The sequence below is a fragment of the Paraburkholderia sp. WS6 genome (assembly GCF_030464835.1).
GTDB lineage: Bacteria > Pseudomonadota > Gammaproteobacteria > Burkholderiales > Burkholderiaceae > Paraburkholderia > Paraburkholderia madseniana.
On sequence record NZ_JALQCK010000055.1, the window covers coordinates 25,584 to 49,319 of the forward strand.

The 23,736-nt window shown below is 59.9% G+C and carries 22 protein-coding genes; 16 read left to right on the forward strand and 6 right to left on the reverse strand.

Annotated features, from left to right (window positions below; genetic code table 11):
- The first annotated feature begins 1 nt into the window (after window position 1).
- The 5 genes from M0D64_RS39775 (at window position 2) to M0D64_RS39795 (ending at window position 6,241) form a co-directional block, all read left to right on the forward strand.
- Entirely contained in the window at window positions 2-1,477 is a 1,476-nt protein-coding gene (locus tag M0D64_RS39775) for a hypothetical protein (protein ID WP_266261685.1), read from the forward strand.
- A gap of 2 nt (window positions 1,478-1,479) precedes the next feature.
- Entirely contained in the window at window positions 1,480-3,135 is a 1,656-nt protein-coding gene (locus M0D64_RS39780) for a type IV secretion system DNA-binding domain-containing protein (RefSeq protein WP_266261686.1), read from the forward strand.
- 20 nt (window positions 3,136-3,155) lie between these two features.
- Window positions 3,156-3,662 (forward strand): PH domain-containing protein, encoded by a 507-nt coding sequence (locus tag M0D64_RS39785; RefSeq protein ID WP_266261687.1) that lies wholly within the window; start codon window positions 3,156-3,158, stop codon window positions 3,660-3,662.
- Between the two features lie 14 nt (window positions 3,663-3,676).
- Window positions 3,677-4,987 carry a DUF1173 domain-containing protein gene (locus M0D64_RS39790; protein WP_266261688.1) on the forward strand — a complete coding sequence of 437 codons (1,311 nt, stop codon included), beginning with the start codon at window positions 3,677-3,679 and terminating at the stop codon, window positions 4,985-4,987.
- Between the two features lie 435 nt (window positions 4,988-5,422).
- Window positions 5,423-6,241, forward strand: coding sequence for a Crp/Fnr family transcriptional regulator (locus M0D64_RS39795; protein WP_200621941.1), 819 nt, complete (start codon window positions 5,423-5,425; stop codon window positions 6,239-6,241).
- A gap of 759 nt (window positions 6,242-7,000) precedes the next feature.
- Here M0D64_RS39795 and traA read toward each other — a convergent pair.
- The gene (gene traA, locus M0D64_RS39800) at window positions 7,001-9,826 is read right to left on the reverse strand and encodes a Ti-type conjugative transfer relaxase TraA (RefSeq protein ID WP_266261689.1); all 2,826 of its coding nucleotides are present in this window, start codon (window positions 9,824-9,826) and stop codon (window positions 7,001-7,003) included.
- Window positions 9,827-10,047: 221 nt separating this feature from the next.
- Here traA and M0D64_RS39805 point away from each other — a divergent pair, with 221 nt between their 5' ends.
- Window positions 10,048-10,518 carry a conjugal transfer protein TraD gene (locus M0D64_RS39805; RefSeq protein ID WP_266261690.1) on the forward strand — a complete coding sequence of 157 codons (471 nt, stop codon included), beginning with the start codon at window positions 10,048-10,050 and terminating at the stop codon, window positions 10,516-10,518.
- Between the two features lie 280 nt (window positions 10,519-10,798).
- Here M0D64_RS39805 and M0D64_RS39810 read toward each other — a convergent pair whose 3' ends face one another.
- Window positions 10,799-12,787: a ParB/RepB/Spo0J family partition protein gene (locus M0D64_RS39810; protein WP_266261691.1), complete on the reverse strand. Its 1,989-nt coding sequence runs from the start codon at window positions 12,785-12,787 to the stop codon at window positions 10,799-10,801.
- A gap of 221 nt (window positions 12,788-13,008) precedes the next feature.
- On the opposite strand from M0D64_RS39810, the gene M0D64_RS39815 reads away from it, so the two are divergent.
- From M0D64_RS39815 to M0D64_RS39845, 7 genes are all read left to right on the forward strand, one after another.
- A complete protein-coding gene (locus tag M0D64_RS39815; RefSeq protein ID WP_200567380.1) occupies window positions 13,009-13,422 on the forward strand; it encodes an antirestriction protein in 414 nt (137 codons plus the stop codon).
- A 68-nt stretch (window positions 13,423-13,490) separates the two neighbouring features.
- On the forward strand, window positions 13,491-13,805 hold the full coding sequence (locus tag M0D64_RS39820; RefSeq protein WP_266261692.1) for a hypothetical protein: 315 nt from the start codon (window positions 13,491-13,493) through the stop codon (window positions 13,803-13,805).
- Complete coding sequence (locus M0D64_RS39825; protein WP_266261693.1) at window positions 13,802-13,996, forward strand: hypothetical protein; 195 nt, start codon at window positions 13,802-13,804, stop codon at window positions 13,994-13,996. The genes M0D64_RS39820 and M0D64_RS39825 overlap by 4 nt, the downstream gene beginning before the upstream one ends.
- A gap of 87 nt (window positions 13,997-14,083) precedes the next feature.
- Window positions 14,084-14,263, forward strand: a complete 180-nt coding sequence (locus M0D64_RS39830) for a DUF3717 domain-containing protein (protein WP_266261694.1) — start codon at window positions 14,084-14,086, stop codon at window positions 14,261-14,263.
- Window positions 14,260-14,670: a hypothetical protein gene (locus tag M0D64_RS39835; protein ID WP_266261695.1), complete on the forward strand. Its 411-nt coding sequence runs from the start codon at window positions 14,260-14,262 to the stop codon at window positions 14,668-14,670. The genes M0D64_RS39830 and M0D64_RS39835 overlap by 4 nt, the downstream gene beginning before the upstream one ends.
- Window positions 14,671-15,015: 345 nt before the next feature.
- Window positions 15,016-15,555, forward strand: a complete 540-nt coding sequence (locus tag M0D64_RS39840) for a hypothetical protein (RefSeq protein WP_266261696.1) — start codon at window positions 15,016-15,018, stop codon at window positions 15,553-15,555.
- Between the two features lie 19 nt (window positions 15,556-15,574).
- Window positions 15,575-15,892: an XRE family transcriptional regulator gene (locus tag M0D64_RS39845; RefSeq protein WP_266261697.1), complete on the forward strand. Its 318-nt coding sequence runs from the start codon at window positions 15,575-15,577 to the stop codon at window positions 15,890-15,892.
- 335 nt (window positions 15,893-16,227) lie between these two features.
- Here M0D64_RS39845 and M0D64_RS39850 read toward each other — a convergent pair whose 3' ends face one another.
- The 4 genes from M0D64_RS39850 to M0D64_RS44975 all read right to left on the reverse strand — a co-directional run bounded on the left by M0D64_RS39850 (window position 16,228) and on the right by M0D64_RS44975 (window position 19,422).
- A complete protein-coding gene (locus M0D64_RS39850) occupies window positions 16,228-16,821 on the reverse strand; it encodes a hypothetical protein (protein ID WP_266261699.1) in 594 nt (197 codons plus the stop codon).
- A 702-nt stretch (window positions 16,822-17,523) separates the two neighbouring features.
- Window positions 17,524-18,471, reverse strand: coding sequence for an IS110 family transposase (locus M0D64_RS39855; RefSeq protein ID WP_266261700.1), 948 nt, complete (start codon window positions 18,469-18,471; stop codon window positions 17,524-17,526).
- A gap of 340 nt (window positions 18,472-18,811) precedes the next feature.
- Window positions 18,812-19,174: a hypothetical protein gene (locus M0D64_RS39860; RefSeq protein WP_266261701.1), complete on the reverse strand. Its 363-nt coding sequence runs from the start codon at window positions 19,172-19,174 to the stop codon at window positions 18,812-18,814.
- A 35-nt stretch (window positions 19,175-19,209) separates the two neighbouring features.
- On the reverse strand, window positions 19,210-19,422 hold the full coding sequence (locus tag M0D64_RS44975; RefSeq protein WP_367619695.1) for a 7-cyano-7-deazaguanine synthase: 213 nt from the start codon (window positions 19,420-19,422) through the stop codon (window positions 19,210-19,212).
- A 569-nt stretch (window positions 19,423-19,991) separates the two neighbouring features.
- Here M0D64_RS44975 and M0D64_RS39865 point away from each other — a divergent pair.
- From M0D64_RS39865 to M0D64_RS39875, 3 genes are all read left to right on the forward strand, one after another.
- Window positions 19,992-21,332 carry a hypothetical protein gene (locus tag M0D64_RS39865; protein ID WP_266261702.1) on the forward strand — a complete coding sequence of 447 codons (1,341 nt, stop codon included), beginning with the start codon at window positions 19,992-19,994 and terminating at the stop codon, window positions 21,330-21,332.
- Between the two features lie 668 nt (window positions 21,333-22,000).
- Window positions 22,001-23,239 carry a hypothetical protein gene (locus M0D64_RS39870; RefSeq protein WP_266261703.1) on the forward strand — a complete coding sequence of 413 codons (1,239 nt, stop codon included), beginning with the start codon at window positions 22,001-22,003 and terminating at the stop codon, window positions 23,237-23,239.
- A gap of 58 nt (window positions 23,240-23,297) precedes the next feature.
- Window positions 23,298-23,672 carry a c-type cytochrome gene (locus M0D64_RS39875; protein ID WP_266261704.1) on the forward strand — a complete coding sequence of 125 codons (375 nt, stop codon included), beginning with the start codon at window positions 23,298-23,300 and terminating at the stop codon, window positions 23,670-23,672.
- Window positions 23,673-23,736 lie beyond the last annotated feature (64 nt).

Here is a 23,736-nt window from a genome sequence, read left to right on the forward strand (position 1 = left end):
TATGTTTGAAGACACCGTATTGCGGTTTAGCGACAAGGAGCGTCAACAACAGCTCGCGGAGCAGGAACAGGCGCTTGCGCAGCGTCGCGCGAGCCTCGAGGCGCGTCAGAAGAATCTTGCATACCGGCAGGACTGGCTAAAAAGGGAGCCGCATGCAGTCGCGCAGGCGGTCGAGCGAGAGGACCGGCAACGCCGTGAAGACAGGCAGCTGGCGACCGATGCCAAGGCGCTCAAGACACGCTTCGGCCTGAAGGAAGGTGATCTGATCGACACGGCCGCGATGCGGGGTGCGCTCGAGCAGGCGTTAGCCGAAAAAGAAGTCGAGCAGGCACAGCGGGCCGAGCAGATTACCGATCGGGCGTCACTCCTGTCGGGTCTGAACAAGCTGGCGTTGATCGACGCGAAGAAGACTTCCGAGATCCTGCATGCGAACAAGGATCTGAATGTGCAGCGTGAGTGGAGCCGGCAGGAAGTTGCCGACATGTTCGCGAAAGCGCAGGCGCGCGTCGACGACAAGGGCACCACGCACACCTATCCCAAGACGCTCGATGGCTGGGCGAAATCGCTGGAATCCCGCAATCGCGAGCTGGAGCTTGCCGCGATCAAGCTCGATGCACAGGAGCAGGCATTACGGGCTCAGGTGCGCCGTGCGATCGAGGGGCCGGAGAAGACTGCGGCGCAGCCCGTCGCGGAGCAGGCCGCGCAGAAGACCGCAGACCGCACGGTCGAAGTAGCGGGGCGCACTGGCGCGATCGCGGCCGCGAAAGAGAGCGTCAGTATTGATACGTCGCTGGAGACCCTGAAAGATCCGGCCAAGTTTGCAGCGACTGTCGATACGGTCGCGAAGACGACGGGGGTCAGTGCGGAACAGGCCAAAGCCACACTCGAAATGCTGCGTGAAGCGAAAGAGGCCAGCGCCGGCAGAGCACCGGATGCGGCGACATCTGACAAGGCCGCGATCGAAGCTGCGCGCAATGCGTTCTTCTCGCGCGGCAGTGGGAAGAGCACGGCGCCGGTGGAAAAGGTAGCAGAGAAGGCCGCGGAGAAGCCGGCGGCGCAAAAGTCGAATGTCATCGAAATGGGAACCGGCAAGCGAACGCCGTCAGTTGCGCCAGTTGAGAACAGCGGCCAGACACCGGAGGCAAAGAAGTCCGTCGACGGGGTTGCGGGTTTCAAGAAACTTGGTCGTAACAAAACGAAGGATGCCGCCGACCGCGGCGCTCCAGATGCCGGCAAGTCGGCTGATGCGGGCAAGACACAACAGGTGGAAGGTGCCAGCGTCGTGCGCGCAGAGGCGGGACCACGTAAGAAATTTGCGGAGCTGAATGCGCATGAAAAGCTTGAGCGTCGCGCCGAGTTCTTCGGGAACCTGCGCGAGTCGGCCGGCTTTACGCGCGATGGCAAGCAGGCAGTCTCGGAGCGGGCCAAGGAGGCCGTCAGGCCGGGAAAGCAACGTGAAGGGCACGGGATCGGCTAATCATGCAAAAGCACGAAATCGTGATGATGCAGTGGGCGGGCGCGGTGCTCGCGCTCGTTCTTGGCCTTTGCGTGTCCTTCACTTTGGCAGGGTATCCGCCGCTGCCGTTTCCTGCGGGGATCATTCACGGCTTCATGGGTGCCGTGCATGATCCCTTGCTTTTCTGGGGCGCGGTGCCGGGTGCGGCGCTTGCAGCGGGTGCCGCATGGGCATGCCACGAATACCTGTTCAATGGCTTCGAAGGCTACCGGTATGCCAGGTTTATCCGTGGCACGAAGATGGAAAACCGGCACCAGCTGAGCAGCCGCATCGCGCGCCATAACAATCAGTACCGCAAACAGGCCGTGAAACACGGCGATGCGCCGCGCGTGCCAGTCGCCGTTTGCGGTGTCGAGATGCCGACGGATCTCGAAACGCAGAACCTGATAGTCGTGGGTGCGCCAGGCTCCGGCAAGAGTCAGGCGATTAATGGATTGATCGCGTCGGCACTGCGCCGCGATGATCGCATGGTGGTGGTTGATCCGAACGGCTCGCTCATGTCGCGCTTCTATTTGCCCGGCGACATCGTGATCAACCCGTACGACGCCCGGTGCGTCGGCTGGTCGCTGTTCAACGAGGTCGATCACGGTTTCGACTTCGAACGGCTCGCACATTCGGCGATTCCACCGCAGAACGGCGATCAGGCCGAAGAGTGGGCTGGCTATGCACGCGCGCTACTCGCGGACACGATGAACAAGCTCGCCGGCGACGACATGCGTGACATGGTGACGCTCACTGATTTGCTGGTGCGCGAACAGCGCCCAGTGTTGCAAAAGTACCTTGAAGATACGGATTCGGTGGGCTTCTTCGCGAAGGATGCGGATAGAGCGACGGCCAGCATCATCTTTACCCTGAACAAGTACATCCGGCCGCTGCGTCGCATTCCTGATGGCGATTTCTCGATCCGGCGCTGGATGGGCGACGAGAACGGAGGGAACATCTGGATTACATGGCGCGAAGATCAGCGTACGGCTCTGGGCCCGACGATCCCCGTCTGGCTCGACCTGATCTACGCGATGATTCTGAGTGAGGCGCCGACGTTCGACCGGCGGCTGTGGGTGTTCAAGAACGAACTGGCATCCCTTGGTCGCCTCTACAGTTTCGAGGCTGCGGTATCGAAGGGCCGCAAGCATGGCCTGTGTGTCGTGGGGGATCTGCAGGATCTGATTCAGTTGCATCAGCAATTGGGAGATCTACCTGCGAAAGCAACGCTCTCGTGTTTTCGCAGTCTGCTTGCGTTGGGAGGGGCCAACGCACTCACAACCAAAAACGTTGCGGAGATGATCGGCTGGCACGAAGTAGAGCGCCACCCGATCGGCGTGCAGGGCCAGTGGCGTATCAACACACGCGAGCGCAAGCGCGATCCGGAGCTCGTCGTCACGTCGTCGCAACTCTCGAATCTGCCAGACCTGAACGGTTATCTGAAATACGGCAAGGACTGGCCGCTCGCGAAAATCAGGTTCGGTGCGCGTGACTATCCGGTACGCGTGCCTGCCTACATCGAAGCGCCGCCGCGCGAGACCCAGCTGTCGATCGCGATCCCCGCGCCGGTCAATCCAGCGCCTGCGCCCGAGGGTGGCGGCACAGCCGCAATCATTATCGGCGCCATTAGATCATGACTGGGCGCACGACCAATCTCATGCCGGCATCTGCCCAGCCCACCGTGATTTTTCACGGCACGCCGTCGCAGGTTATCAACGTGCCGGACCTGTTTGGCACCAGCGTCGCGATCGGCGGGCTGGCCGTCGTCTTTTCATGGGCAGCCTCGAGATGGACTGTGTCTCCCGTCGTAGTTGTTGCGCCTGTGTTGGTCTGCCTGGCGCGGCTCGCGCTTGTATTCGTCGAAACGGCGCTCACGGAAATCGTGATCGACATGGAGCGGATTACCTGCCGACAGGGAATTCTGAGCCGGAAGGTTTCGAGCCTCGAGCTGTTCCGCATTCAGGATGTGATCTCGCTTCATCCGTGGTGGCAGCGCGTGTTTAACGTGGGGACGGTCGTGATCCTGACGAGCGATTCGAACAACCCGCGCTGGTGTCTGCCGGGCATTGTCAACGCGGAAGAGATGCGTAACGCGCTCAACCACGCTGCGATCGCGCTGCGCGACTACAAGGGTATTCGGGAAGTGAATATGGGGCGGGTCTGACACGTGGAGGCATCATGCATGAATATCGATTTGACGATGTAATCGTCGCGGCTAATGCCGATGACCTGCAGACGTACTTGGCCGATGCGCACGGCGAGAAGATTCGGCCGCTGTGCATGTGTACGCCGGTTGGTGTCCCGATGTACGTTGCGAAGGTAGGCGAGCACTACGCGATCAAGCGCATGCCGAACACCGGTAGCGCGCACTCGCCGGATCCTGGCCGTTGTTCGTCCTACGAGCCGCCGGCGGAGCTGTCAGGCCTCGGCGAGGTCAAAGGTGAGGCTATTCAGGAGAACATCGAGGATGGCATCACGACACTCAGGCTCGATTTCAGCCTCTCGAAGACGGGTGGACGTACAGCGCCGGCACCGTCGGGCGGGGCGGCCGACACGGTGAGAACGGATGGCGCGAAGCTGACGTTGCGCGGCACGCTGCATTACCTGTGGGAAGAGGCAGCACTGAACCGCTGGTATCCGGCGATGGCCGGCAAGCGCAGCTGGTACGTGGTGCGTAGATTCCTCCTGCAGGCCGCGGCCGGCAAGGTGTCGAAAGGCGAGCCGCTTGGCAGATCGTTGTACGTGCCCGAGTCGTTTTCGACGGAACACGCAGGGGGCATCACGCAACGGCGCATCGCGCACATGGCCGAGCTGGCCACCAGCAAAAAGACGCGCAAGCTCATGATTGCGATCGGCGAGGTAAAGGAAATCACCGAGTCGCGCTACGGCTTCAAGATCGTCGCAAAGCACCTGCCGGATTTTCCGCTGATGCTTAGTGAAGATCTGCACCGCCGCCTGCAGAAGCGCTTTGTGAACGAGCTGGCGCTGTGGGACAGCATAGAAGACTCGCACCTCGTCTTCATCGCGACGTTCGGCCTGTCTTCTACCGGTATCGCGACAATCGAAACGCTGGCCGTCATGGTGGTGTCGGGCAACTGGATCCCGTTCGAGCATGCATACGACAAGCTGATGCTCGATGCGCTCACAGCACAGAAGCGCCGCTTCGTGAAGGGGCTGCGCTACAACCTGGCGGAGAACAAGCCGCTCGCGTGCGTGGTGCTGGCTGACGTGTCGCCGAAGCCTGTTGCGTTGTATGTGCAGCCGCCGGGTGTTGAGCAGGAAGACGAGGATGCGCTGTCGAGCATGATCGAGGAAAGCGACATGCCGTCGTGGATCTGGCGTGCGGGTGAAGAGATGCCAGAGCTGCCAGCGCCGACGTTGGCCCGTGCGGCAAAACCATCGACGCGCGCCGGCAATACGTTGGACGAAGTCAATGCAGCTGCGGCGGATGCATCCGGATCATCAGCGGCGCAGGAGTCTGCATGGTGAGGCGAGGGTTACTGAGCCGGCTCGCCGCTTTTGTTGCAAACAAAAGTCATGAGCCGCTTCGGTCGGAAGATTTCTATTTCTGTTCAGCAGGACTGCGTAGCAGACGACAAAACCGAACCTACAAAAGAAAAACCCCCGCCTGGCAGCGAGGGTAGTTCTTGACGACAGCCAGCACAGGGAGAAGTGCTAGAGACATCGAATTCAGCGCGTTTCGATTCTAGCAACTCTTCGCTCTGTGTCAAGCGTCGCCCGTGGGCGTCCGATCGTAAAAAAATGAGTGACTGCATGAATCGACGACTAGCCAACTGGGCCGGACGGCCCATCCCCGTTCCATTCGCAATATCTGCGCCGCCCTGCCGGACAGGGCGATGCAGGCGAAAGCCGTTTCTTCCCTCGGTGTTCCTGATGTCACGTTAAGCCCGGACCCCCTCCGGCATGTCCGGTCAGTTGCACGCACGTCGCGTCGCGGCGCTCCCGCCAGGGTTGCCGAACCCGCCCCGTACCGGGGCGGGCGGACACCCACGCGTGCTGACCGAACTGATGCACCGCCTCGGGCGCTATCTCGATGCGCCCGACGAGTGGTTGCCGAGCCTGAACCGCGCAAACGGTTCGACGCGTCAGCAACGCACCGAACGCAGCGTCGCGTGCATGCAGTTGCTGCGAGCAAGCCTCAAATACCTCGATCTGGTGACCTTGCGCGTGGGTATTCCGTCGACGGACGGTAGCATGCAGAACCTCACGCTGCCGTTCCTGGCCGAGCAGGCTGGACTTGATCAGCGGCGGGCGGAGCGTGCAATGCACGACCTGCAGAAGGCCGGGCTGACCTCGGTGCGGCCGCGCTGTGAGCGCATCAATGATGGTAACTACAGAGGACTGGCTGCGATCAAGTATTTGCCGCCGGCGCTATTCGGCGCGTTTGGCCTCGCGAAATGGCTGCGGCACGAGCGTAGCAAGGCGGCACTGCGTCAGAAGATGCGGGCGGCCGCCGACGTCAAACAGCGCCGGCGCGAGACGCGCGAGCACGCCCGTGGCCAGCTCTGGTTGGCAGGCTTGAAAAGCTGTGTGGCGGAACGTGCCGACCGCTCGCGGCCCGGGCCGACTGGAGGATCCGGGGGCATGGGCTTCGATGCTGAAGCCGAGTTCGAGCGGCAGATCCAGATCCGCGCCGGCCAGATCAAACAGGCCGATCCTTCCTTGGACCACGAAACCTGTTTCAGGCTCGCGCGACAGCAGCTAGCGCCTCCGCGCAGCTAGCCCTCTCGCACGACCACCCTAACGCGCCGCGCGAGGCACGGGCTCGTCCGGATTTCGCTGGTCAGCGGCCGCCGTGCGTCCCCTAGACTATTTCCGGCGGATTCGCGTACGCACCGCACCGCCTGAAAGGCAATTTCGCAACCCACCCGCAGAGTTATCCACAGTTGATGCAATGCCCAATCAAATAAGTGTCGGGATAGCCGCGATTTAACTGTCGGTTCTTAATCACGGTCTCTTTTCACTACCGTCTGGTGAAAAAGCGCCTACCCTCCGGACCTGCGGTCCTTCGCCCCGACGCTGCGCGTCGGCCTGCGCGTGCTACGCACGCTTTTATCCAGTCCTCAGAGAGGAAGGAGGAACTTAAAACCGTTCGCCGAGGCGTCCTACGGGGCAGGCTCTAAGGGCTACGCCGGCCTTCGGCCGCCGAATCCCTAAGTGCGCGATAAAAGATTTACGCGCGTGCCTGCGGCACACCCGTAAATCAACGCGCTCGCGTGCTCGCCTGATTGCCCTGCAAACATGATTGCTCACCAGGGCCCCAGAAAGTCTGCAGAACAGGAAATAATCCGCCATCGCCGAAATATCCAGCGGTATTCGATATTTCTACGCCGAAAACAGCAATAAAAAAGCCCGCACCTGATTAAGTGCGGGCGATAAAACAACGCCATTCCGAGGCGGCGAAGGGGCATCGCCCAAACATAGGGCTGCGTCCAGGTCAATTGGTTCATTCAACGTTGGCCGATTATCCCGATAACCAGATTAATCACCGATTTCTGGCGCGCCACGTCCGCGCGATGCCGCGCGCTCACGCGGTGGCTTATCACGCTCGACCGCCTGGCCAGCCGCTTCGCGCAATTGAGCCTTGAACTCGTTGCGCCGTTCCTGACGTTCTTCTGGCGTTAGGTCGGCGAAATGCCGGGACGCGGTGGATGGCGCCGGCGCTTGCGGGTGTCCGGCAGCTGCCGCGTCGATGCCGGCGCGCTGCGCCCGGGCCTGCGCTACTTCGTTGACAAGCGCCGCCGCTCGCGCGGGGCCGCTGAGCTCAACGAGCGCGCGCCAGGCGCGGTCATCCCGCTCGACTACGTGGCGGATCTCGCGGCGCATTCCCGGATCGAGCCGGTTCAGTCCAACACTCGCCCGCTTCAGCGCCGCGCGGTCCTTTGCGGGCACCGGCTTCCCTGCCCGGTTTGCGGCCGCCGCGGTGGTGAGGGCATCGGCATACTGCTCGACTGTACGATCGAGGGTCTTTTCGGCCCGTTGCGGCCGGGGTGCATTCGAGAATTCGACACGACGCCGGTTCAGCGTGTGCCGGTAGCCGAGTTCCGGCCGGCGATCACGCTCCGACTGCAGTTCATGTTGCGCGCTGAACGATTTTTCGTCGGCACGCGACAGGCTGCGCATCAGCGCTGCGCCGTCCGCGAACTCATCCCGGCCGGCCGCCACAATCAGATTTTCCTTGTGCCGGGTCATCGCGACGTAGGCCAGCTCGGCGTGCATGCTCTTCGTGGCCAGCACGTACGCGCGATCGACTGTCACGCCCTGGCTCTTGTGGACCGTGAGCGCGTAACCGTGATCGAAGTGGCCGTACTGCGTCGTATCAACCGCGAGCTGTCGGCCATCATCGAGCCGCACGTGCAGGACGGCGCCGGGCGCTTTCCTGTCAGGCATTTCGATCTGTTCGACTGTGCCCAGCGTCCCGTTCTTGACCTGCATCACGTATTCGTTCTGCAGGAACATGATCCGCTCGCCGGCGGCGATCGCGATGTGTCGGTTCTCGGTCCGCACGGTTTGTTCGGCGCCCAGTTCGCCGGCAGCCCGCCGCAATTCGCGCACGCGCGCATTCAGCGCGCAGCGCTCTTCGTTGGTATGAGTCAGCAGCAGTCGGGTCTTGCCAGGGAATCTCCGGTGATCATCCTGCCACTGCGCAATCAGCTGCTCGCGCGCGTCGGCGACGGTCGAATACAGTTGTACGCCACCGCGCTCCGCATACGCGGACACGGCCGTTGGCACATCGTGCCGGGCCAGCGCCGACGTTGCTTCGCGCTGCCAGGGCTCGTCCTGCCGCTTGATCTCGGTCAGGCTTTCGAGGCGGTTTGCTGCGGCTGCTTCGCGCGACACTACGCGGAAAGCATCGCCGGCGTCGACCGCATGAAGCTGCCACGCATCGCCAACCAGGCGCACGCGCGCACCGGCCGCCTGCGCGTGGCCAAGCAGTTTTTCCATCTGCCGGGAGCCGACCATCCCGGCTTCGTCGATCACCAGAACGGTTTTCGCGTCCAGGGTGACCGCACCACGCTCGATGCCCGAAAGCAGACTGTGCAGCGTCCGGCTCGCGATGCCGGCGTCACGCTGCATGTCGTCGGCCGTCTTGCCCTGCAGGGCTGCGCCCATCACGCGCAGTCCGTCCGCCTCGAGCGCTTCGCGTGCGGCCGCGAGCACATAGCTCTTCCCAGTACCTGCTGCGCCGTTCACTACCACGAGGTGGCCGCTGCTGGCGAGCGCGACAAAAGCCGCATCCTGTCCTGTATTGAACTTTCGGGTTGCGCGAAGCGTTTCACGCACCGCAGCGTCGCCCACCGCGCTGTCGCCGGCGCGACCCATTGCGCGAGCACGATCGACCAGGCGCACCTCAATCGCTCGCAGATCCGCCGACGTGAACCATTCGCCGTTGCGACCGGAATCCTTCAGCGCGAGCAGTTCCTTCGAATTCATCAGCCGCGCGTACACCTGCCGGAACTGTTCGGCACCGTCGGTATTGCGAAAGACGAACTGCTCGACGTCGCGACGTGAGAAGGTGGATTGATTGATCGTCAGGGCGGCGACACCGATCGCCGGATTGATGAGCAGCCGCTGGCCATTGCGGTACGCGCGCTGGCGATTCTCTTCGAGCAATCCGGCCATCACGCCACGCTCGCCCGCGTAGCGCGCGACGCCCACTTTCACGGAGGGCTCCAGATCGATGCCCAGCGTCCGGTAGCTGCGATGGTCGATGCGGGCCTCGATACCCGCCCGTGCCATGAAGTGATTGGCTGTGACCGCCCATTCTTCGCGCACGTCGCGAACAAACTGCCGGCTGCTCAGATAGCGGTCTTTTCCGGCACCGCCTTTTTCCGGTTCCTGCGCATTCCAGCGCCTGAAATATTGCCCTGGATCGCGGGCGATACCATCGTTCACCCGTTCCGTGAACATGATGTGCGCGTGCGGCTGTTCCAGTCCGTCGCTCGCTGCCGGAATGTGGATTGCCCAAGTGTACGCATGCCGCTCGCCGAGTGTGTGTTCAACGAACTCGCGCACGAGCGCGACGCGCTGTTCATCGTCCAGTTCGCGCGGAATCGAAACCTCAATTTCCGTGTACGGCCGCCCGTTTGCCCGCTCGTAGGTGTCCGCTGCCTGCCAGAAAATGCTCGCGTCGTGCGCGGCCCATGCTGGCATGTTGCCGCTCTCGGTCATCTTGAGGTCGCCACGCTCTTCGTACTTTCCACCGCGAGAAATGTAGGCGTAGTGATCCTCCCGCGCAATGTACTTTGCGTGTTCCCCTGCGGCGGCTTTCCCACCTGCTTTCACGCTCAAATGGTACGTTGGCATTGGCGGCTTGGCTTTCATCTTATCATAAGCTGTTTCTATGCTAGCATAGAAACGCGGAAGCGCGCTTTGACTCGCTTTGCTCGCCAGATACTGCCGGTGGCGCCTCCTTGCTAGCCTGCTTTTGCGGTTTTCATAATCCGGAATGGCCTGGCAGGAAGGGGCCGAATGGTCGGTCTGCGCTGTCGCGCGATGCAACGTGAATTTGATCCAGGAGAAAAATGATGGCAAAGGCCGAATGGCTCACGGAACACGTCCAGTACATCAAGGGTTTGAAGTCGCCCACCGCCACGCAATCGCTGCTGGTCGAACTGGCCGCGATTGCGAATCCGTCCGCACAGGAGTCCCGCCAGCTAGACAAGCTGGTCCGACTGGAGAAAATTAACCAGAAGGCTGACGCGATGAAGGCCGAAGCAGCCCGCATGCTGAGCGCGCGGCGCGAGGATCAGCGCAAGGCCCGCACGCGCGAACTGATCGAACTCGGCGGCATCGTCTCGATGGTTGATTTTCCGGTGGATCGCGGCACACTGACCGGCGCGCTGCTGTGGGCGCTCGATCAGTTCAAGACTGAGGATGACTTGCAGCACACGCTCAAGAAACGTGGCGATGCTTTCATCGCTGAGCGCGAAAATGAGAAGAAGGCAGAGTCGCAGGCCAGCGCGGAAAGGGCTGCTGCGGAGCAAACCCCGGCGTAGTGTGCGGGTGCCCAGCCGGATCGTCCCTGCGCTGCGCTCCGGGTCGGCGCTCTTACCGCACCTGCGGCGCGGCGAGGTCCCTGTCGATTCGTGCGCCTCGATCCGGGCGCGCAGGCGCGCGCGATATCGCAGCGGTCTGCGTGGCTTCGGGCTTGCAGGAAAATAAAAAGCGCGTCGTGGGGAACGACGCGCTGGAGGCCTAAAAAGGGACTCTGGAAAATGAGCCGGTATCGATCAGCGCCCCGGTACAGCTTCTTCCGGGGCGCGGCGCTCGGCTCGCTTAGGCGGCTTCTTCCTCCTTCTCGTCTTCGTCGTCATCCCATACGACCGGCGTTTCCCGGCTCACCAGCACCTCGGGCAACCAGCGTGCATCGGCCAGCAACCGTTCGGCTGTCTCTGCCGCTGCGTCTTTCTTCAATTTCTCCAGCGGTGCCGCAGCTTCGGGGGAGAGCGCTTGCGCTACCACGTCAACGATGCGTGCTTTCGAAACGTGGTTCAGATAGCTCGTTCGCGTCGCCTTCCAGTACTGCGTCATATCGACGTTCAGCAGATTCATCAGCACGTTCACCGGGTGTGCGCCATCCGATTCGCTCACGCCGTTGACGGTCGCGGCCACGCAGAAGGCGAACAGGTTGCTCAGCACATCTTCGCTCTGCGTCATCAGCCAGGGCAGCAAATCACTGAAACGCGTCGGCAGCAGCGCGGCCCACTTTTCGCGTTCGGCCGAAATCTCTTTCCATGCCGCGCTGGCTTCCATGTCGTCCGCTGCCTGCAACAGGCGGTTGTGTGAGCACGTGGCCCGCACGTCGGCGGCATGCTGGTCGTAGACACAGACATAGCGGTCATCGAACACAACCGGGATCAGGCGGTGCATCAGTACCACCAGTGCGGCCACCGGGTTCCGTGCAAGTTCGATCTGGACGGCGGCGGTGCGGTGTGCCGTCAATCGCCTGCTGAGGTCTTTGCCGTGCAGAGGCTTTTCTGCTGGCGCTGGCAGTTCGTCAGCACCCGTCACACCTTCGCGGTTCACGCTGGCCCGGTCCTCGGGTTTGACAAGCCCGCGCTCGATCACGGCCTTGCCGTCATGGTCGAGCGTCACGAATGCACCGGCACGCGCCTTCTGGTCGTCGCTCCAGATTTCGAGGCGTTCAGCAAAGTCGTCCAGCGCCTGGGAAGCGGCGTCCGCTGCGGTTTCCAGTGCATCGCGGCGGGCGTCGTCCTCGGCTTCGTCTTCGGCGTCGTAGTACGCGTTCAGTTCCGCTGCGGCCTGTTCGTTCGCATTCTTCAGCGCGCGAAGCTCGGCCTTTTCCTTCTTCGTGTACTCGCGCGACGCCGACGGCAACCGGCCAAAACGGGCCATTTCGCCAAAGTCACGGCGCACGCGCGTTTCGACCCAACTCCAGCCCTCGGCACTCAGGGTTTGCGCCGCACTGACCAGCTTTTCTGCGACCAGACGGTGCAAAAGTTCTGCGTCGGTCACATACCCGGCGTTTTGCTCGTCGCTAAAGAGGTCCCGGCGAACGTGACCGCCTGCCGCCTCATACGCGTCGAGCGTGACGAACGCAACCAGGTTGCTGTTGGACACATCGATCTCGCTGTTCGTGATCGCGTCGCGCAGCTGCGCCGGGTTGCGTTGCCACGTCTGGGCGGCGTCAAACCACAGGCGTTCCTGCAGTTCGTGATCGTCCGTCAGTGCAAGCGTGCGGATCTGTTCCAGCGTCATGCCGTCATCGCGAAAGACGTCGATCAGGCGGGGCGACACGTTCGCAAGTTTCAGATGCCTTTGCACCTGGATTTCAGACAGCGAGAAAAGAGCCGCAATGTAGTCCACCGTACGGCCTTCATTGACCAGCAGGCGGAATGCTTCGCAGGCGTCCGCCGGATGCATCGGCTCGCGCTGCTGGTTCTCGATCAGCGACACGGCGACGGCATCGGCTTCGCTAACAACCTTGACCGGTACGGGGTAGCTGTCATCGATCCTGCCAGTCGTGCGCAGCAGTTCCAGTGCGAGCAGGCGACGCTGGCCCGCACATACGCCCAGCTTGCGCTGCTTGCCGCGCGTCTTCATCTCGTGGGTGACGAGGTTTTGCATGACGCCCGCTGCGGCGATGTTCCCGGCCAGCGCCTCGATGCCGGTAGGCGCTTTGCGGCGCACGTTGTGCGGCGACTTGCATAGCAGACCGAGCGGCACGTACTCGATCTGGGTGTCGTTGCCGAAACGGCTTTCGACAACGGTTTCGGTTGCACGATTTTCAACGATTTGATCCACGGTTATCTCCGGTTATGGCCATCGCTACATGCGAGGCACACAACCATTATACGGACAAAATGCCCTAAGTAAAGATTATATGAGTGGATGTCATTTGGAATTTTTAATTGAACAATAAAAGTGATTTAAAATGAAAATTAAAACAATCTCATGTTAGGGCAAAATGTCACTATAATTAAGTTGTGCCTCGCATGTAGCGATGGCCATAACCGGAGATAACCGTGATTGATAATGAAACCAGAATCTCGTCAAACGTTGTTGTTGATGAGTTGCGCCTGAATTTCCTTCCTCACTACCTGGGCGCGCAATACCTCCAGGGCGAGTCGTTGGTGTACGACTGGGCCGCGCGCCTTTCGAGTGCCTACAACGGCGGTTCGTGGGACTTCTTCCAGTTGTCGAACGGCGGCTTCTATATGGCCCCTGCAAACTGCGGACGGGTGCATGTACGGTGGCATATGAACGGCTACAGCGACATGATGGGCGCGGACGCCTTCGGCATCGTCGTCACGCTGTTCGCCCTGTGCCATCTGGCGGAAAAGTGCGGCGATGACAGCATTATCGAGCACTACCACGAACTGCGCGCCTACGCGACGCAGCACGTAGAGGCCGCGAACATTCTCCGCGCTATCGACTAATCAACCAGCCCCGGCCTGCGGGCTGGGGTCTTTCGCCCTATCTGAAAATCAGTGAGGAAGAAATGGACATGACGCAAATTCGCCCAACCTGGCTGACCGCACTTCTGCCTTTGCTGGCCGTCTACCAGTACGGGGACCGTGAAATCGTGCGTGCTGAACTGTTCCGTATGGCGCTGTCGGCGGATGCGGCGTCGAAGACCGCCGACGCGCTGCACCGCATCGCCAACATGCTCGACCGGGATGGTCATGCGATCGACATGCACCGCGAAGAGCTTCGCGCTATCGCGCGTGCCGCGCTTTCGGAGTTTGACCGCGTACCGCCCCGCGCGCCGCTGGTAGGGGTTCACGAAGCAGTCCGCCGCACTCGCGAGCGTGCCACATGACGACAGAACTGAAACTGGGTTGCGAATTGAAGCGTGGCGATGTGCTGCGCACATGGTTCGGCAATCAGACGATTCTTGAAATGCTGCCGTACAGCGGCCCGTTCGACTTCATCTGCGGCATGGCGAAGTTGCCGGACGCCGATATGTCGATCGACCGGGGCGGACTCTACGAAGTGTTGTTCGCCCAATAACCTGAACCGCCCGCGTATACACGCGCGGGCTTCGGAGTCTGACATGCCAACCTTTACAATTGCCGAGATTGAACAGGCGATCAACGTGTGGCGAAACCGCCAGGCGTCGGAGAAGACGCGGCGCAGTGCCCGAAAGCGCGTCACCTTGCTGATGTCTATGGCGAGATGATCTACACGCACGCGACGGCCATCGACGTGTCTTTGCTGTCTGCCGAGCAGGTGGAAGCTGTGACCACTGCCCTTTATCAACAGGAATTGCCGCTATGACCGACGAATCGAAGTTTCCCCCCGAAATGCTCGAACAGTTTCGCCGCGAGCAGGAGGAAAGCGACGCTCACTTCACTGTCGCGGCTGGACGGTTTTTTGACGCATGGAAACAGGCTGCCATGCTGGCCGGTCCAGTCTATTTCGGCGATGGCACCAGAGAGGCTGTTGAGAACGCGAAAGACAAGTGGGCGCTCGCGCCCAATGGGGCGGTCATTCTCGACGCCTTCGGTGTTCTCAGCAGCGGCGAGCGCACTTTTCTTGCCGCGCTGTATTCGTTCTACAACTCGGACGATAGCGTTCTTCTGTGGGAGAAAGCAGGCATCAGGGGCTTCGCCGACCTGTCGGGGCTGGACCTTGTTCGTCGCAAGCTGATCGCGGAGCTTTTGCTGAACTACGTTGGTTGGTAACGGGCAGGTGTGCTGTGTCCGGGGCTGACAGGCTCCGGCCCGCCAGTCCGATCGCAGACACGGGTGCCGGGCAAGCCCCTTCCTGCTAAACCAGGACTTGTGTTGGCCGGGAGCTTATCGCGCGCGCCTGCGCGCCCGGATCGAGGTGCACGGGGACCCGCGCCGGGAGGCGTGGGGAGAGCGCCGACCCGCAGCGGCAGCGGAGGGACGATCCGGTGAGGCGCCGTGCAACTGTGGCCGGGGTCGTCAAGCAGCCGCAGGCTGCGTGTTTCCACCGCGGCGAAGCCGTGGGGGCTGGATCGAGGACAGAGGCACCAATGAATCGTTCAGGATCAGGAGGGCACCATGTTTCGAGTGCAGGTCTGGGATGACGACGCGAACCACTACGTCGATGTGGTGCTCAGTTTTGACCCGTGGGGGGCGGTCGGATACAGGCACGCGCAGCTTGGCGATCCGCCGGCGGAATACGACGATCCAGGGGAGGCATGGCGCGATGCCGTTGACCTGCTGGAACGATTCGGCGACGCGATCGTTACGCTGCTCGACACGTCGACGGGAGAGCGACACTTTGATGAGCGCAACCTGGCGGAGGTTGGCGCTGATGCCAGTGAAGCTTCGGCGGCCTCCGAAATCTGGACGGACGACTGGATCATCCAGCGTGCCGTGCGTATACGGGCGGTGAGTGCTGGCGGCGACGTGTACGAACCATGGCCGGGATATACGCACCCGATGACTCGCGATCAGGCAGTCAAGGCACTCGAGGAGTGCGAAGAGCGGTGGCCGGAACATGAGTTCCGCGCGCATCGATTACGGCTGGAGGAAAAGGTCGCTGCGGACGCGATCGACCGGGCGCGAAGATCCGCCCGATCCAGGAAGTACGACTAAGAGAAAAGGCGATAGAAAAATGACAGTTGATATTCACACACCCATTCGGCCCGAGTGTTTGCTTCCGGCGGATGAGGGATGGGAGCGGCCTCGGGGCGCTGAAGTTCAGGAGGTGGTGCGACGCATTGGCCTGTCGGGTCGGGCTCTTGCCAGGGTGCTCGGGCTGAGTGAGCATGGCGGCCGCCAGGTCAGACGCTGGATAAGCGGAGAAACGCCCGTTCCCTATATAGCGTGGGCAATTCTCTGTGATATGGCGGGCCTGGGCACAATCTGGCGCGGCAAAACCCTCGAAATGGGCTTGAGTGGCGTGAATGAATTAGCGTCAGACGACGAATGACCCTGTCATTGCGTTTTGCCAGATCATGCTGCAGCCGTCGAACGCGTTAAGAGCGTCACCGTCTCGACAACGAAGCTGTCACTTCGCGCGGCCGTGCGTCGCGTGACGTCGACCAGAAATGTTGCCCGTAGACGAAAGTCTACAACAGCGATCCTCAGTCCGCGCTGCCTAAACCGCGCAATCCCGACGTGCCGCTTCATCAATGGCGCGTCAATCGATGAAGTGACTGCTCACCTAGGATCGGTCAGGTGTTTGCCCCGGCCCAGTATGGGCCTTCGCAAATAGACGCAATGCTGAAAAGACGATGTCAGCAACGATGCCGCTGCCTATCGATATCATGACCATACGCAGATCGGCGATACCACGCGCAACGCCCCACTTGGCCTTGCTATAAAGTCCAGCACGCCGGTTTCCGCAGCCGCATAGACGAGGAGCGCAGCAAATCCTCCGCAAAATATCCCCGCCACACTTCTAAAAAAATCGACACTGCGCAGCAGCGAGTCTTGTTTTCCCAGCGAGATCCTTGACAGAACGGCTCCCAGCGCTCCCAAGCATCCGAGCGCATAAATTCGTATGATGCCGGACGCGGACTCTGATTGCTCGATTGCTCTATCAACTTGCGGTCTGATCGAATCGATCTCGCTCTGCGCCACGTCGTATACGTGTTTCGCTTGAAGCGCCTGCGCGGTGAGGATATCCAAATCCTGTTGCTTCGCCCCTTCCCCCCCTCCGCCAGCCCTCACGTTCCGGTCGGCAATTGCTTTCCTGAAACGCTCATCCGCGCCCTCACGGTCCACGAAAGCCTGGTCGTAAAGCCGCTTCTCCTTCGTGTAGTCATAGTAGACCGTCTGTAGGATTGCAGGACTCTGAACTGCTCCAAAAAGAACAAGAATGAGCACGAGGGTTAACACAATGTATCGCGATGTCATGACCAGTCCCCTCCACGACGTTCGGAAACAGATGAGGCGCAGACCGACATCATCTGAGTCGCTATGTGCTTCGCTGACGATTCGATGCGTCGCTGGGGGTTGCGATCTGCAGAGCGACTCGAAGGAGCGAATGACCGCTTCTATGGGGAACTTGTTTGTCAAGCCATTTTGATCACGTGAATGGCTTTGACTTCATGGCGGCACCTGTATGTTGTGTTGAGCGGGTGAAGCCTTAGCACGACATGGCCGTTCCCATCGTGATCCGAGGTCGGGGTGTAATGAGCGTTCGAGCCAGTGCCCGAACGAACTTCTATCCGTGCAGGGCGCGAACACCCTGCACCTCATGCAGCATGCGCGCAAGGCGCACTGGCAAACCCCAGTTATGGGCGCGCCCCATCTGTTACCACGGTCACGGGGTTGCCGTGACCCGCGGTCATTGCGGGCGCGTCGACCTTTGATCATGATGATGCGTTGCATACCAAGCCGTGCATGAGCACCGTGCTGCTGGGAACTTCAGGCAGCCGCGGGCTTAAGCGAGGCCCCGGCCGGGATCTCGCCGTGCTCGAGGTAGCGCCACAGTGCGATGGCCAGGCGCCGCGCCAACGCCACGATGCCGACCCGTCGCATGCGCTTGCCGCTGCCCGCAAAGCGCCGGTTGAACCACCGGGTCAGGAGGCTCTCGGGCTGCAGGGTCAGCCAGCGCTAGGCCAGTTCGACCAGCATCGCGCGCGCTCGCTTGTTGCCCGCCTTGCTGATGCCTTGCTCGATCTGGCTGCCACCACTGTCGTAGGGCGTCGGCGTGAGCCCCAGACAGCCGGCCAACTCGCGCCGGTTGGCGAAACGTCGCCAGCCAAACACTTCCTTGACCAGCACCCAGGCGCCCTTGTGTCCGATCGCGCGCAGTCGTGCCAGCTGCGCCACCAGCGGATGCTTGCCTTCGGCCAACTCTTGGCGCCGCGCCGCTTCCAGCGCCTTGAGCTGCTGCTTGACGAGCGCCAGTCGCGCGCTCTCGCGCTCGATCTCGCCGCGCAACACCGGGGGTACCTGCTCGCGATGGCGCTCCCACCACGTCGCCCAGTCGCGCCCACCGACGATGACCGGCACTCGCAGGTTGTGCAGCACCAGCAGTGAGCCGATGCGGTTCATGTGGGCGGTACGCTCCTGGGTCAGCCGGGCGAGTTCACGGTGCGTGCGGCGCGCGTCTTCCTGCTCCGGCGTGGGCTCGTGCAGCACCGACCAGACACGCTCGCCAGCATGGTAGCGCCTGAGCATCACCAGCAGCTTGTCGCCGTCGAGCCGGTCGGTCTTGGCCCGCCTGGCGCGTCGATTCACTTCGATGCTGGCGGAGTCGACCACGATGTTGTCGATGCCTTGCCCGGTCAACCAGCGGTGCAGCCACCAGCCATCGCGGCCGGCTTCACAGCAGGAATGCACCCTGGCCTGCGGACCGAGCTGGCAGCGCTCCCTGGCGCGGCGCACGCAGTCGAGCACCGCAGCCGTGTCGCCGGCGTGCACGCTGTAGCGGCTCGGGCCGCGTTGGCCATCGCTGGCCGTCAGCTTCCACGACTTGTCGCCGAGTTCGAAGCTCATGTACAGCTCGCCCTGGATCGCCGTATCCTTGCCGTGTGGGACTATTTGGGTCATCGACATTTCCGTCTCCTTTGTGCAGGGGTGGAAATTCCGTTTTAGCCAAACGGATCTGATTCGGGTAGTTCCACATAGCATCTGTCCCTGGAAGCCGCCATTAGGTGATGCCTTGCACACCGTCGAATCCATCTCGGCCGTCTACGACCGTTGCACGTGTACGAATGAATGGCCGGATATCAGCTGCGTATAGCGGACTTCCAAAAGATGCGTTGTCGGCGCAATTCGCTCGCTTAAGTAACATTTGGATGGTGGCGATGATTCCTGGTGGGTGATGCGCTCTCGCGTATAACGAGGCGATTTCCACGGTTACCTTACGATTGACCGCCAGTCTTAGCTCATCTTTTCATTTGAGCGGATCAGGAACTTCTGCCATCAGTCGCGACGACCACGGACACCAAAAGCGGCGTGGCAAGAATGCACCTCCGATTTCCTGGAGATGTTCTTCAACGTAGGTCAAGTTTGCATCGCATACTTCTACCTGCATTTCAAAGAAATTTATCGACGCCGGATCCAAATGGAATGACCATTCTGGATTGTAAGGGGCGGTCTCAGAAATAATTTTGCCCTCCACGTGCATCTTGAGTGATTCAGGGTCCTTAAGAAGGGCGCGCGCCTCCGCGATTTTGTCCCCGTCGTTAAGCTGAAAGATAAAAGATTTCCTCTCTCCTTCTGGGCTTTCTTGCTCAAATAGAAAATAGGCAGACATAGCAGATGGCCTCATGTTCGCGGTAGATATCGTGACTAGGCTGTGTAGGTCGTCGGATCAGAAATGTTCGCGGAGGCGAATGCGTCTTTTCTGCTTACACATGGCCCGCAAACGCCGCGGTGATAGCGGCCGTTCAGAAAGCAACTCCACGTTTTCTCGAAATCCACGCCGAGTTGGGACCCTCGCTCAAGGGATGGATGTTGGGTTGTCGCGACTGGCAGCCGATCCGAGCAAATTACGTCCGCGATCGTCGATCAGATTCTGCCCCGACCTCACGGGGAAAGCCTAGTCGATGATCCTATTTCGCCTTAATCTACCTGCTCTACTTTGTGCGGTGGCGCACACACGAGGTTCGCCCGTTTGTCGGCGCCCCAAAATGACTCGTGGCCCGAGGAAAATTAAAAAGAGAACAGCCCTACGCGAAGCACGGTAATGGTGCATCGGACGGCATCGGCCGAGTCGCTTTGAAACCAGCGAGGGAATGCGGTAACGCTTCCCTCGCAAGTCCGAACTGCACCGTCACTTACGCCGGCCGCCGCGAGAGCGTTTGGAGGTGGACGGAGTAGCGGCCTACAAAACACTGATGACGAAATCTCTTGCCTACTGTGACTAAAGTAGCGGTGGCTCGGGTCGGGCTGGGTTTCCTTGACATATCGCACCGACCTGCTAGTTTTCTACAACCCCTTTTGGCTTTGGAGTCGACAATGCCTCGTTTCTTTGGCTGAGGCCGGCGAGAATGGTTGCGGCACAAGCAAGGGGTTTTTCATCGGATGATGGCTCGTAGTCTTTCCCATCCTTTGTGTGGGCGAGGGTAACCATGAAAACGATTGGAAATTGCCTCTCCGCAATACTGCTATTGTTAGTTTTCCCGTTTGGCTTGCTTGCTGCGTCTTTGCCAGTTTCAGATAAGGAACCGGGTGGCACCGCCGAGGACACGGCTATGGCCATTCAATCACCTTACGACTACGCTTGGAAGCTGTTTTTCTTTCTAAACCGACAAGCGGTCCCAGGACAGGCTGGAGTTGCAGATCCCAGCAAGCTAGATATTCGTAGTTATGACCCGGATAAACCTGTCGTCTGGGAAACGTGGGCATTGGCCACGGGCGGAATACCGGCGTTTGCACGTCCCGGCGAGCCCAACCTTAGTGAAGTCTATCTGGACCGGGGTGCAATGCCTGCTGCTTGGGGAACATGGGAGCGCAAGGGACTTTCCGCTAAGTATCTCGAAGAGAAAAATCTTAAAGCGATGCTACATGTGGTCAACGTCCCGCCTGGAACTCAAGGCCCGTCCAATGTCAAAGAATTCACTTTGGACTTCAGAGTTAAGCCTCTTATGTTTCCGATTGACGCACGAGATACGGGCGAGTTTGAAGTGCGGATGAATAAGTCCACATATGAAACGATTCGCAATCAGAATTTATACAGCGTCGAAGGCTTGGAGGCGATGTGGCAAAAAGCCCAGAACATGGGAAGGCAAGACGTCATCAAGTTCGATCCAGCATCCAAAGAGATTAAGGCCGCGTGGATCAAGCTTGACGGTAGCAAGCAGGACATCAACAGGTTTCACTGGCGGAAGAATGTTGTTCGGAATGCAGACGGTACTACGACGGAAGAGATTTGGGGACTTGTTGGGCTACACATTGCGACGAAAGATCTGCCGCAATGGTTTTGGGCTGACTTCGAACACGTGGACTGTCTCAAACACATAGATTGCGTCGCGGACCCAACGCCGGAAACGCGACCATCCGTAGATCCAACAACTCGCGGCCCGAACGCACCGTCAGGGACTGACGGAGTGCGACGTGAAACGACTAATTCAAAGTGGGCCAACTACGTGCTTCGCGGAACGCAGACTAGTTTCATAGACGTTATTGGGAACAAGGTTGAAGTTTCAGACACGGTAATCGAGCAACTCTCAAGTGGACCATCGTCATGCATGACCTGTCACGCCCGAGCGAGTGTCGGTCCCTCTGACCCTGCCGCACCGGTACGTCACCCTCCGTTGGCAACGAACAACCTAGGCCCCAGTTTCATTTCGGGCGACCCCGATCCAAATTGGTTTGCCACCAACGGGAAAATGCAATTTATCCAAACCGATTTCCTGTGGTCGATGTCATATCGGGCTCATAGCTCGAGAGAAACGACCGGGTCAAAGTGACAACGTCATTTGGGGAAGCCGATGTCCATCTCGTTTGCTACAGATGTAGCGCCGCTGTTCAAACCCAAAGACGTTTCTTGCATGAAAGGTTTTGGGGTGGAACTGGATAGCTACGAGTACATGTCGTCTACGGCCGGAGATGCGGTGTATGGGGACCACGCGAATGCTCGGCATGTACTTGGGCACATTGCCGGAACCGAGACTCCGAAGATGCCGTTAGGGGGCCCTTATTGGTCTGCGGCCAATATTGACCTGTTAAGGCAATGGCTAGACAGCGGATGTTCTCCGTGAGCGGGAAGACGCAATGGTGGGACAACTTGGCCAGCTAGGCCGTCCGTTGTCTCATTTGCGTGGACAGGTGCGTACGAGCGTGAAGGTAGTGCAGTGCTGACCTAGTGCAAACAGGTAACGCTGCTGCAAGCACCAAACGTCTCGCTACTAAGAAAGCTATCTACTATATTGACTGGCAGATTTTAGAGAGGTTGGCTATGGCTATCGCACCTTGCATTGATGTCCCGTCACCGAGTGGAATAAAAGCCGGCTTATTTCCGCACGGCCAGATAGCGCCTCCAGAGTTGCCAACTCGATGGACTGCGACAGTTCTCCTGACGCCTCCAGGCGGATACTCCTCCACGTTTGGACCAGGCGACGAGCTTGCAGTGGCGCACGTGTCTTACGATGCAAGCGACCCGGCGCAACGGTTCATGCGATTTCAGATTTATTTCCTTGAGAGTCTGAAGTATTGCGACATTTTTTTCCAAACATCCGCTAACGCAACTAGTTGGTGGTGGCTTTTCACGAACGCCGACCAGCTAGACGGCCCCCCGCACGGCGCGATGGGGCCGTATCGGACCGTGGCGGTAGTCCCCACGGGAAATTTTCTTGCTCAGGGTGGATTTTCTCATGCAGGTGACTGGGCAGTTGTAGGGAGGCCTAGATCCGCGTTCTCTTCCAAGAAAACAGCTGAAGCTGGCACTTGGGTGTGGACTGATGCCGACTCAATTAGGCTCGCGCGCATTATGAACGTGGAGCAGATCAACGATTTTTCCATCCCGATATTGGGCTCGTACTATCTGGCGGATTTCGCCCAATATTCCGACAATGCAGCGTTGAACCTTCGGATAACCTACGATGCGTGCAAAGCTGCAAATCGCGGGGCAAATCCGTCCGCTGATATTGTTACACTTGGTGGCCTTCTGGAGGCAATCGGAAAAGCACCGCCCGAAGCAGTGTCACGATGCACCGTCAGTGATATTCAGCGTTTGCTTCCCGGACTCTTGCCCGATGCTAGTAACGTAGCGACGCCAGCATGGACCAGCCGCATGGACAGTCGGTGCTACATGATCGGCCAAGATTTGTATCCATACTACTGTGCGGTGGTCTATGACTGGGACAAGGGAATGCAGGTCACTGTGTTCGTGATGCAGGACTCGAACGGGGAGTACACATCGCGTAACGATGAATTGCTTCCGAAAGGAAATGTTGGTCCGGGGATTTACTACTCCTGGGATGGCACAAAGTGGGTTCCTGCTTGCTCCAAGGCAGGCGGAGGCGACGTCCCGATGCCAGTGCCCGATTTCGTTCATGCTGGAGAGGGGCGTTGTAGGGCCGCATTCAAGGACGATCCATACTTTTCCAATGATTCAATGTGGAGCGTTACCCTTGGAGCGCCTCCGAAGTCTGCGGACTTTTGGTATTGGTTTGATGACAAGCAGCGCGGAGTGATATTTTCGCTCTCTCCAGCTTCCTCATTGACCATTATCGACTACCAGACCTTCAACCAAAACGAACAGATGCCGGATTGCGTTTTTGAAGATCCGACTGGGACAATTCCGGCATGTCCGGAGGCCGCGCTTGCGGACCGCAAGAAGCCGCGATTTATGCCGCTACTCAAAGCGGGTAAGTAGCTAGTCAGTCGAAGCGGCATCCGATGGAAAGTCGCCCTTTAACGTTTCGCGAGACAACATGATGCGCTCATTGTTTGGAATCGTGTTTGTGCTGGTCAGCTGTAGCATCGTGGCGCCAGAGGTAGTCGCGCAAACGAGCGGTCGCCAGGTCTTCTCCGCTAAATGTGCGACGTGCCATAAGGCGAACAATTCGGTGGGCGGTGCCGTTGCTCCAAACTTGTCCGGTGTGTATGGGCGAAAGATTGCGAGCCTGTCAGATTATCAATATTCCGTGCCGCTGAAGCATCAACAGGGGACGTGGGATGATCATTCTCTGGACGCCTATCTAGCTGCTCCTCAAAAATTCGCTCCGGGAGGAAAGATGGCCGATGGGGTCTCCGATCCAAAGCAGCGCGCCGCGTTAGTCAAGTATTTGAAGTCGCCACAGGACTAGCGGGCGTCCGGCGTGGCGGGTCGTTTTGGCACAGCGTGCGAAAAGGCCCTGACCGCCTGGCTCC

What these genes read in the sequence shown, in the direction of transcription:
- M0D64_RS39775 (WP_266261685.1), top strand. Translation starts at nt 2, where the DNA reads ATGTTTGAAGACACCGTATTGCGGTTTAGCGACAAGGAGCGTCAACAA.
- M0D64_RS39780 (WP_266261686.1), top strand. Translation starts at nt 1,480, where the DNA reads ATGCAAAAGCACGAAATCGTGATGATGCAGTGGGCGGGCGCGGTGCTC.
- M0D64_RS39785 (WP_266261687.1), top strand. Translation starts at nt 3,156, where the DNA reads ATGCCGGCATCTGCCCAGCCCACCGTGATTTTTCACGGCACGCCGTCG.
- M0D64_RS39790 (WP_266261688.1), top strand. Translation starts at nt 3,677, where the DNA reads ATGCATGAATATCGATTTGACGATGTAATCGTCGCGGCTAATGCCGAT.
- M0D64_RS39795 (WP_200621941.1), top strand. Translation starts at nt 5,423, where the DNA reads ATGTCCGGTCAGTTGCACGCACGTCGCGTCGCGGCGCTCCCGCCAGGG.
- traA (WP_266261689.1), bottom strand. Translation starts at nt 9,826, where the DNA reads ATGCCAACGTACCATTTGAGCGTGAAAGCAGGTGGGAAAGCCGCCGCA.
- M0D64_RS39805 (WP_266261690.1), top strand. Translation starts at nt 10,048, where the DNA reads ATGGCAAAGGCCGAATGGCTCACGGAACACGTCCAGTACATCAAGGGT.
- M0D64_RS39820 (WP_266261692.1), top strand. Translation starts at nt 13,491, where the DNA reads ATGACGCAAATTCGCCCAACCTGGCTGACCGCACTTCTGCCTTTGCTG.
- M0D64_RS39825 (WP_266261693.1), top strand. Translation starts at nt 13,802, where the DNA reads ATGACGACAGAACTGAAACTGGGTTGCGAATTGAAGCGTGGCGATGTG.
- M0D64_RS39835 (WP_266261695.1), top strand. Translation starts at nt 14,260, where the DNA reads ATGACCGACGAATCGAAGTTTCCCCCCGAAATGCTCGAACAGTTTCGC.
- M0D64_RS39840 (WP_266261696.1), top strand. Translation starts at nt 15,016, where the DNA reads ATGTTTCGAGTGCAGGTCTGGGATGACGACGCGAACCACTACGTCGAT.
- M0D64_RS39845 (WP_266261697.1), top strand. Translation starts at nt 15,575, where the DNA reads ATGACAGTTGATATTCACACACCCATTCGGCCCGAGTGTTTGCTTCCG.
- M0D64_RS39850 (WP_266261699.1), bottom strand. Translation starts at nt 16,821, where the DNA reads ATGACATCGCGATACATTGTGTTAACCCTCGTGCTCATTCTTGTTCTT.
- M0D64_RS39855 (WP_266261700.1), bottom strand. Translation starts at nt 18,471, where the DNA reads ATGTCGATGACCCAAATAGTCCCACACGGCAAGGATACGGCGATCCAG.
- M0D64_RS39860 (WP_266261701.1), bottom strand. Translation starts at nt 19,174, where the DNA reads ATGTCTGCCTATTTTCTATTTGAGCAAGAAAGCCCAGAAGGAGAGAGG.
- M0D64_RS39865 (WP_266261702.1), top strand. Translation starts at nt 19,992, where the DNA reads ATGAAAACGATTGGAAATTGCCTCTCCGCAATACTGCTATTGTTAGTT.
- M0D64_RS39875 (WP_266261704.1), top strand. Translation starts at nt 23,298, where the DNA reads ATGATGCGCTCATTGTTTGGAATCGTGTTTGTGCTGGTCAGCTGTAGC.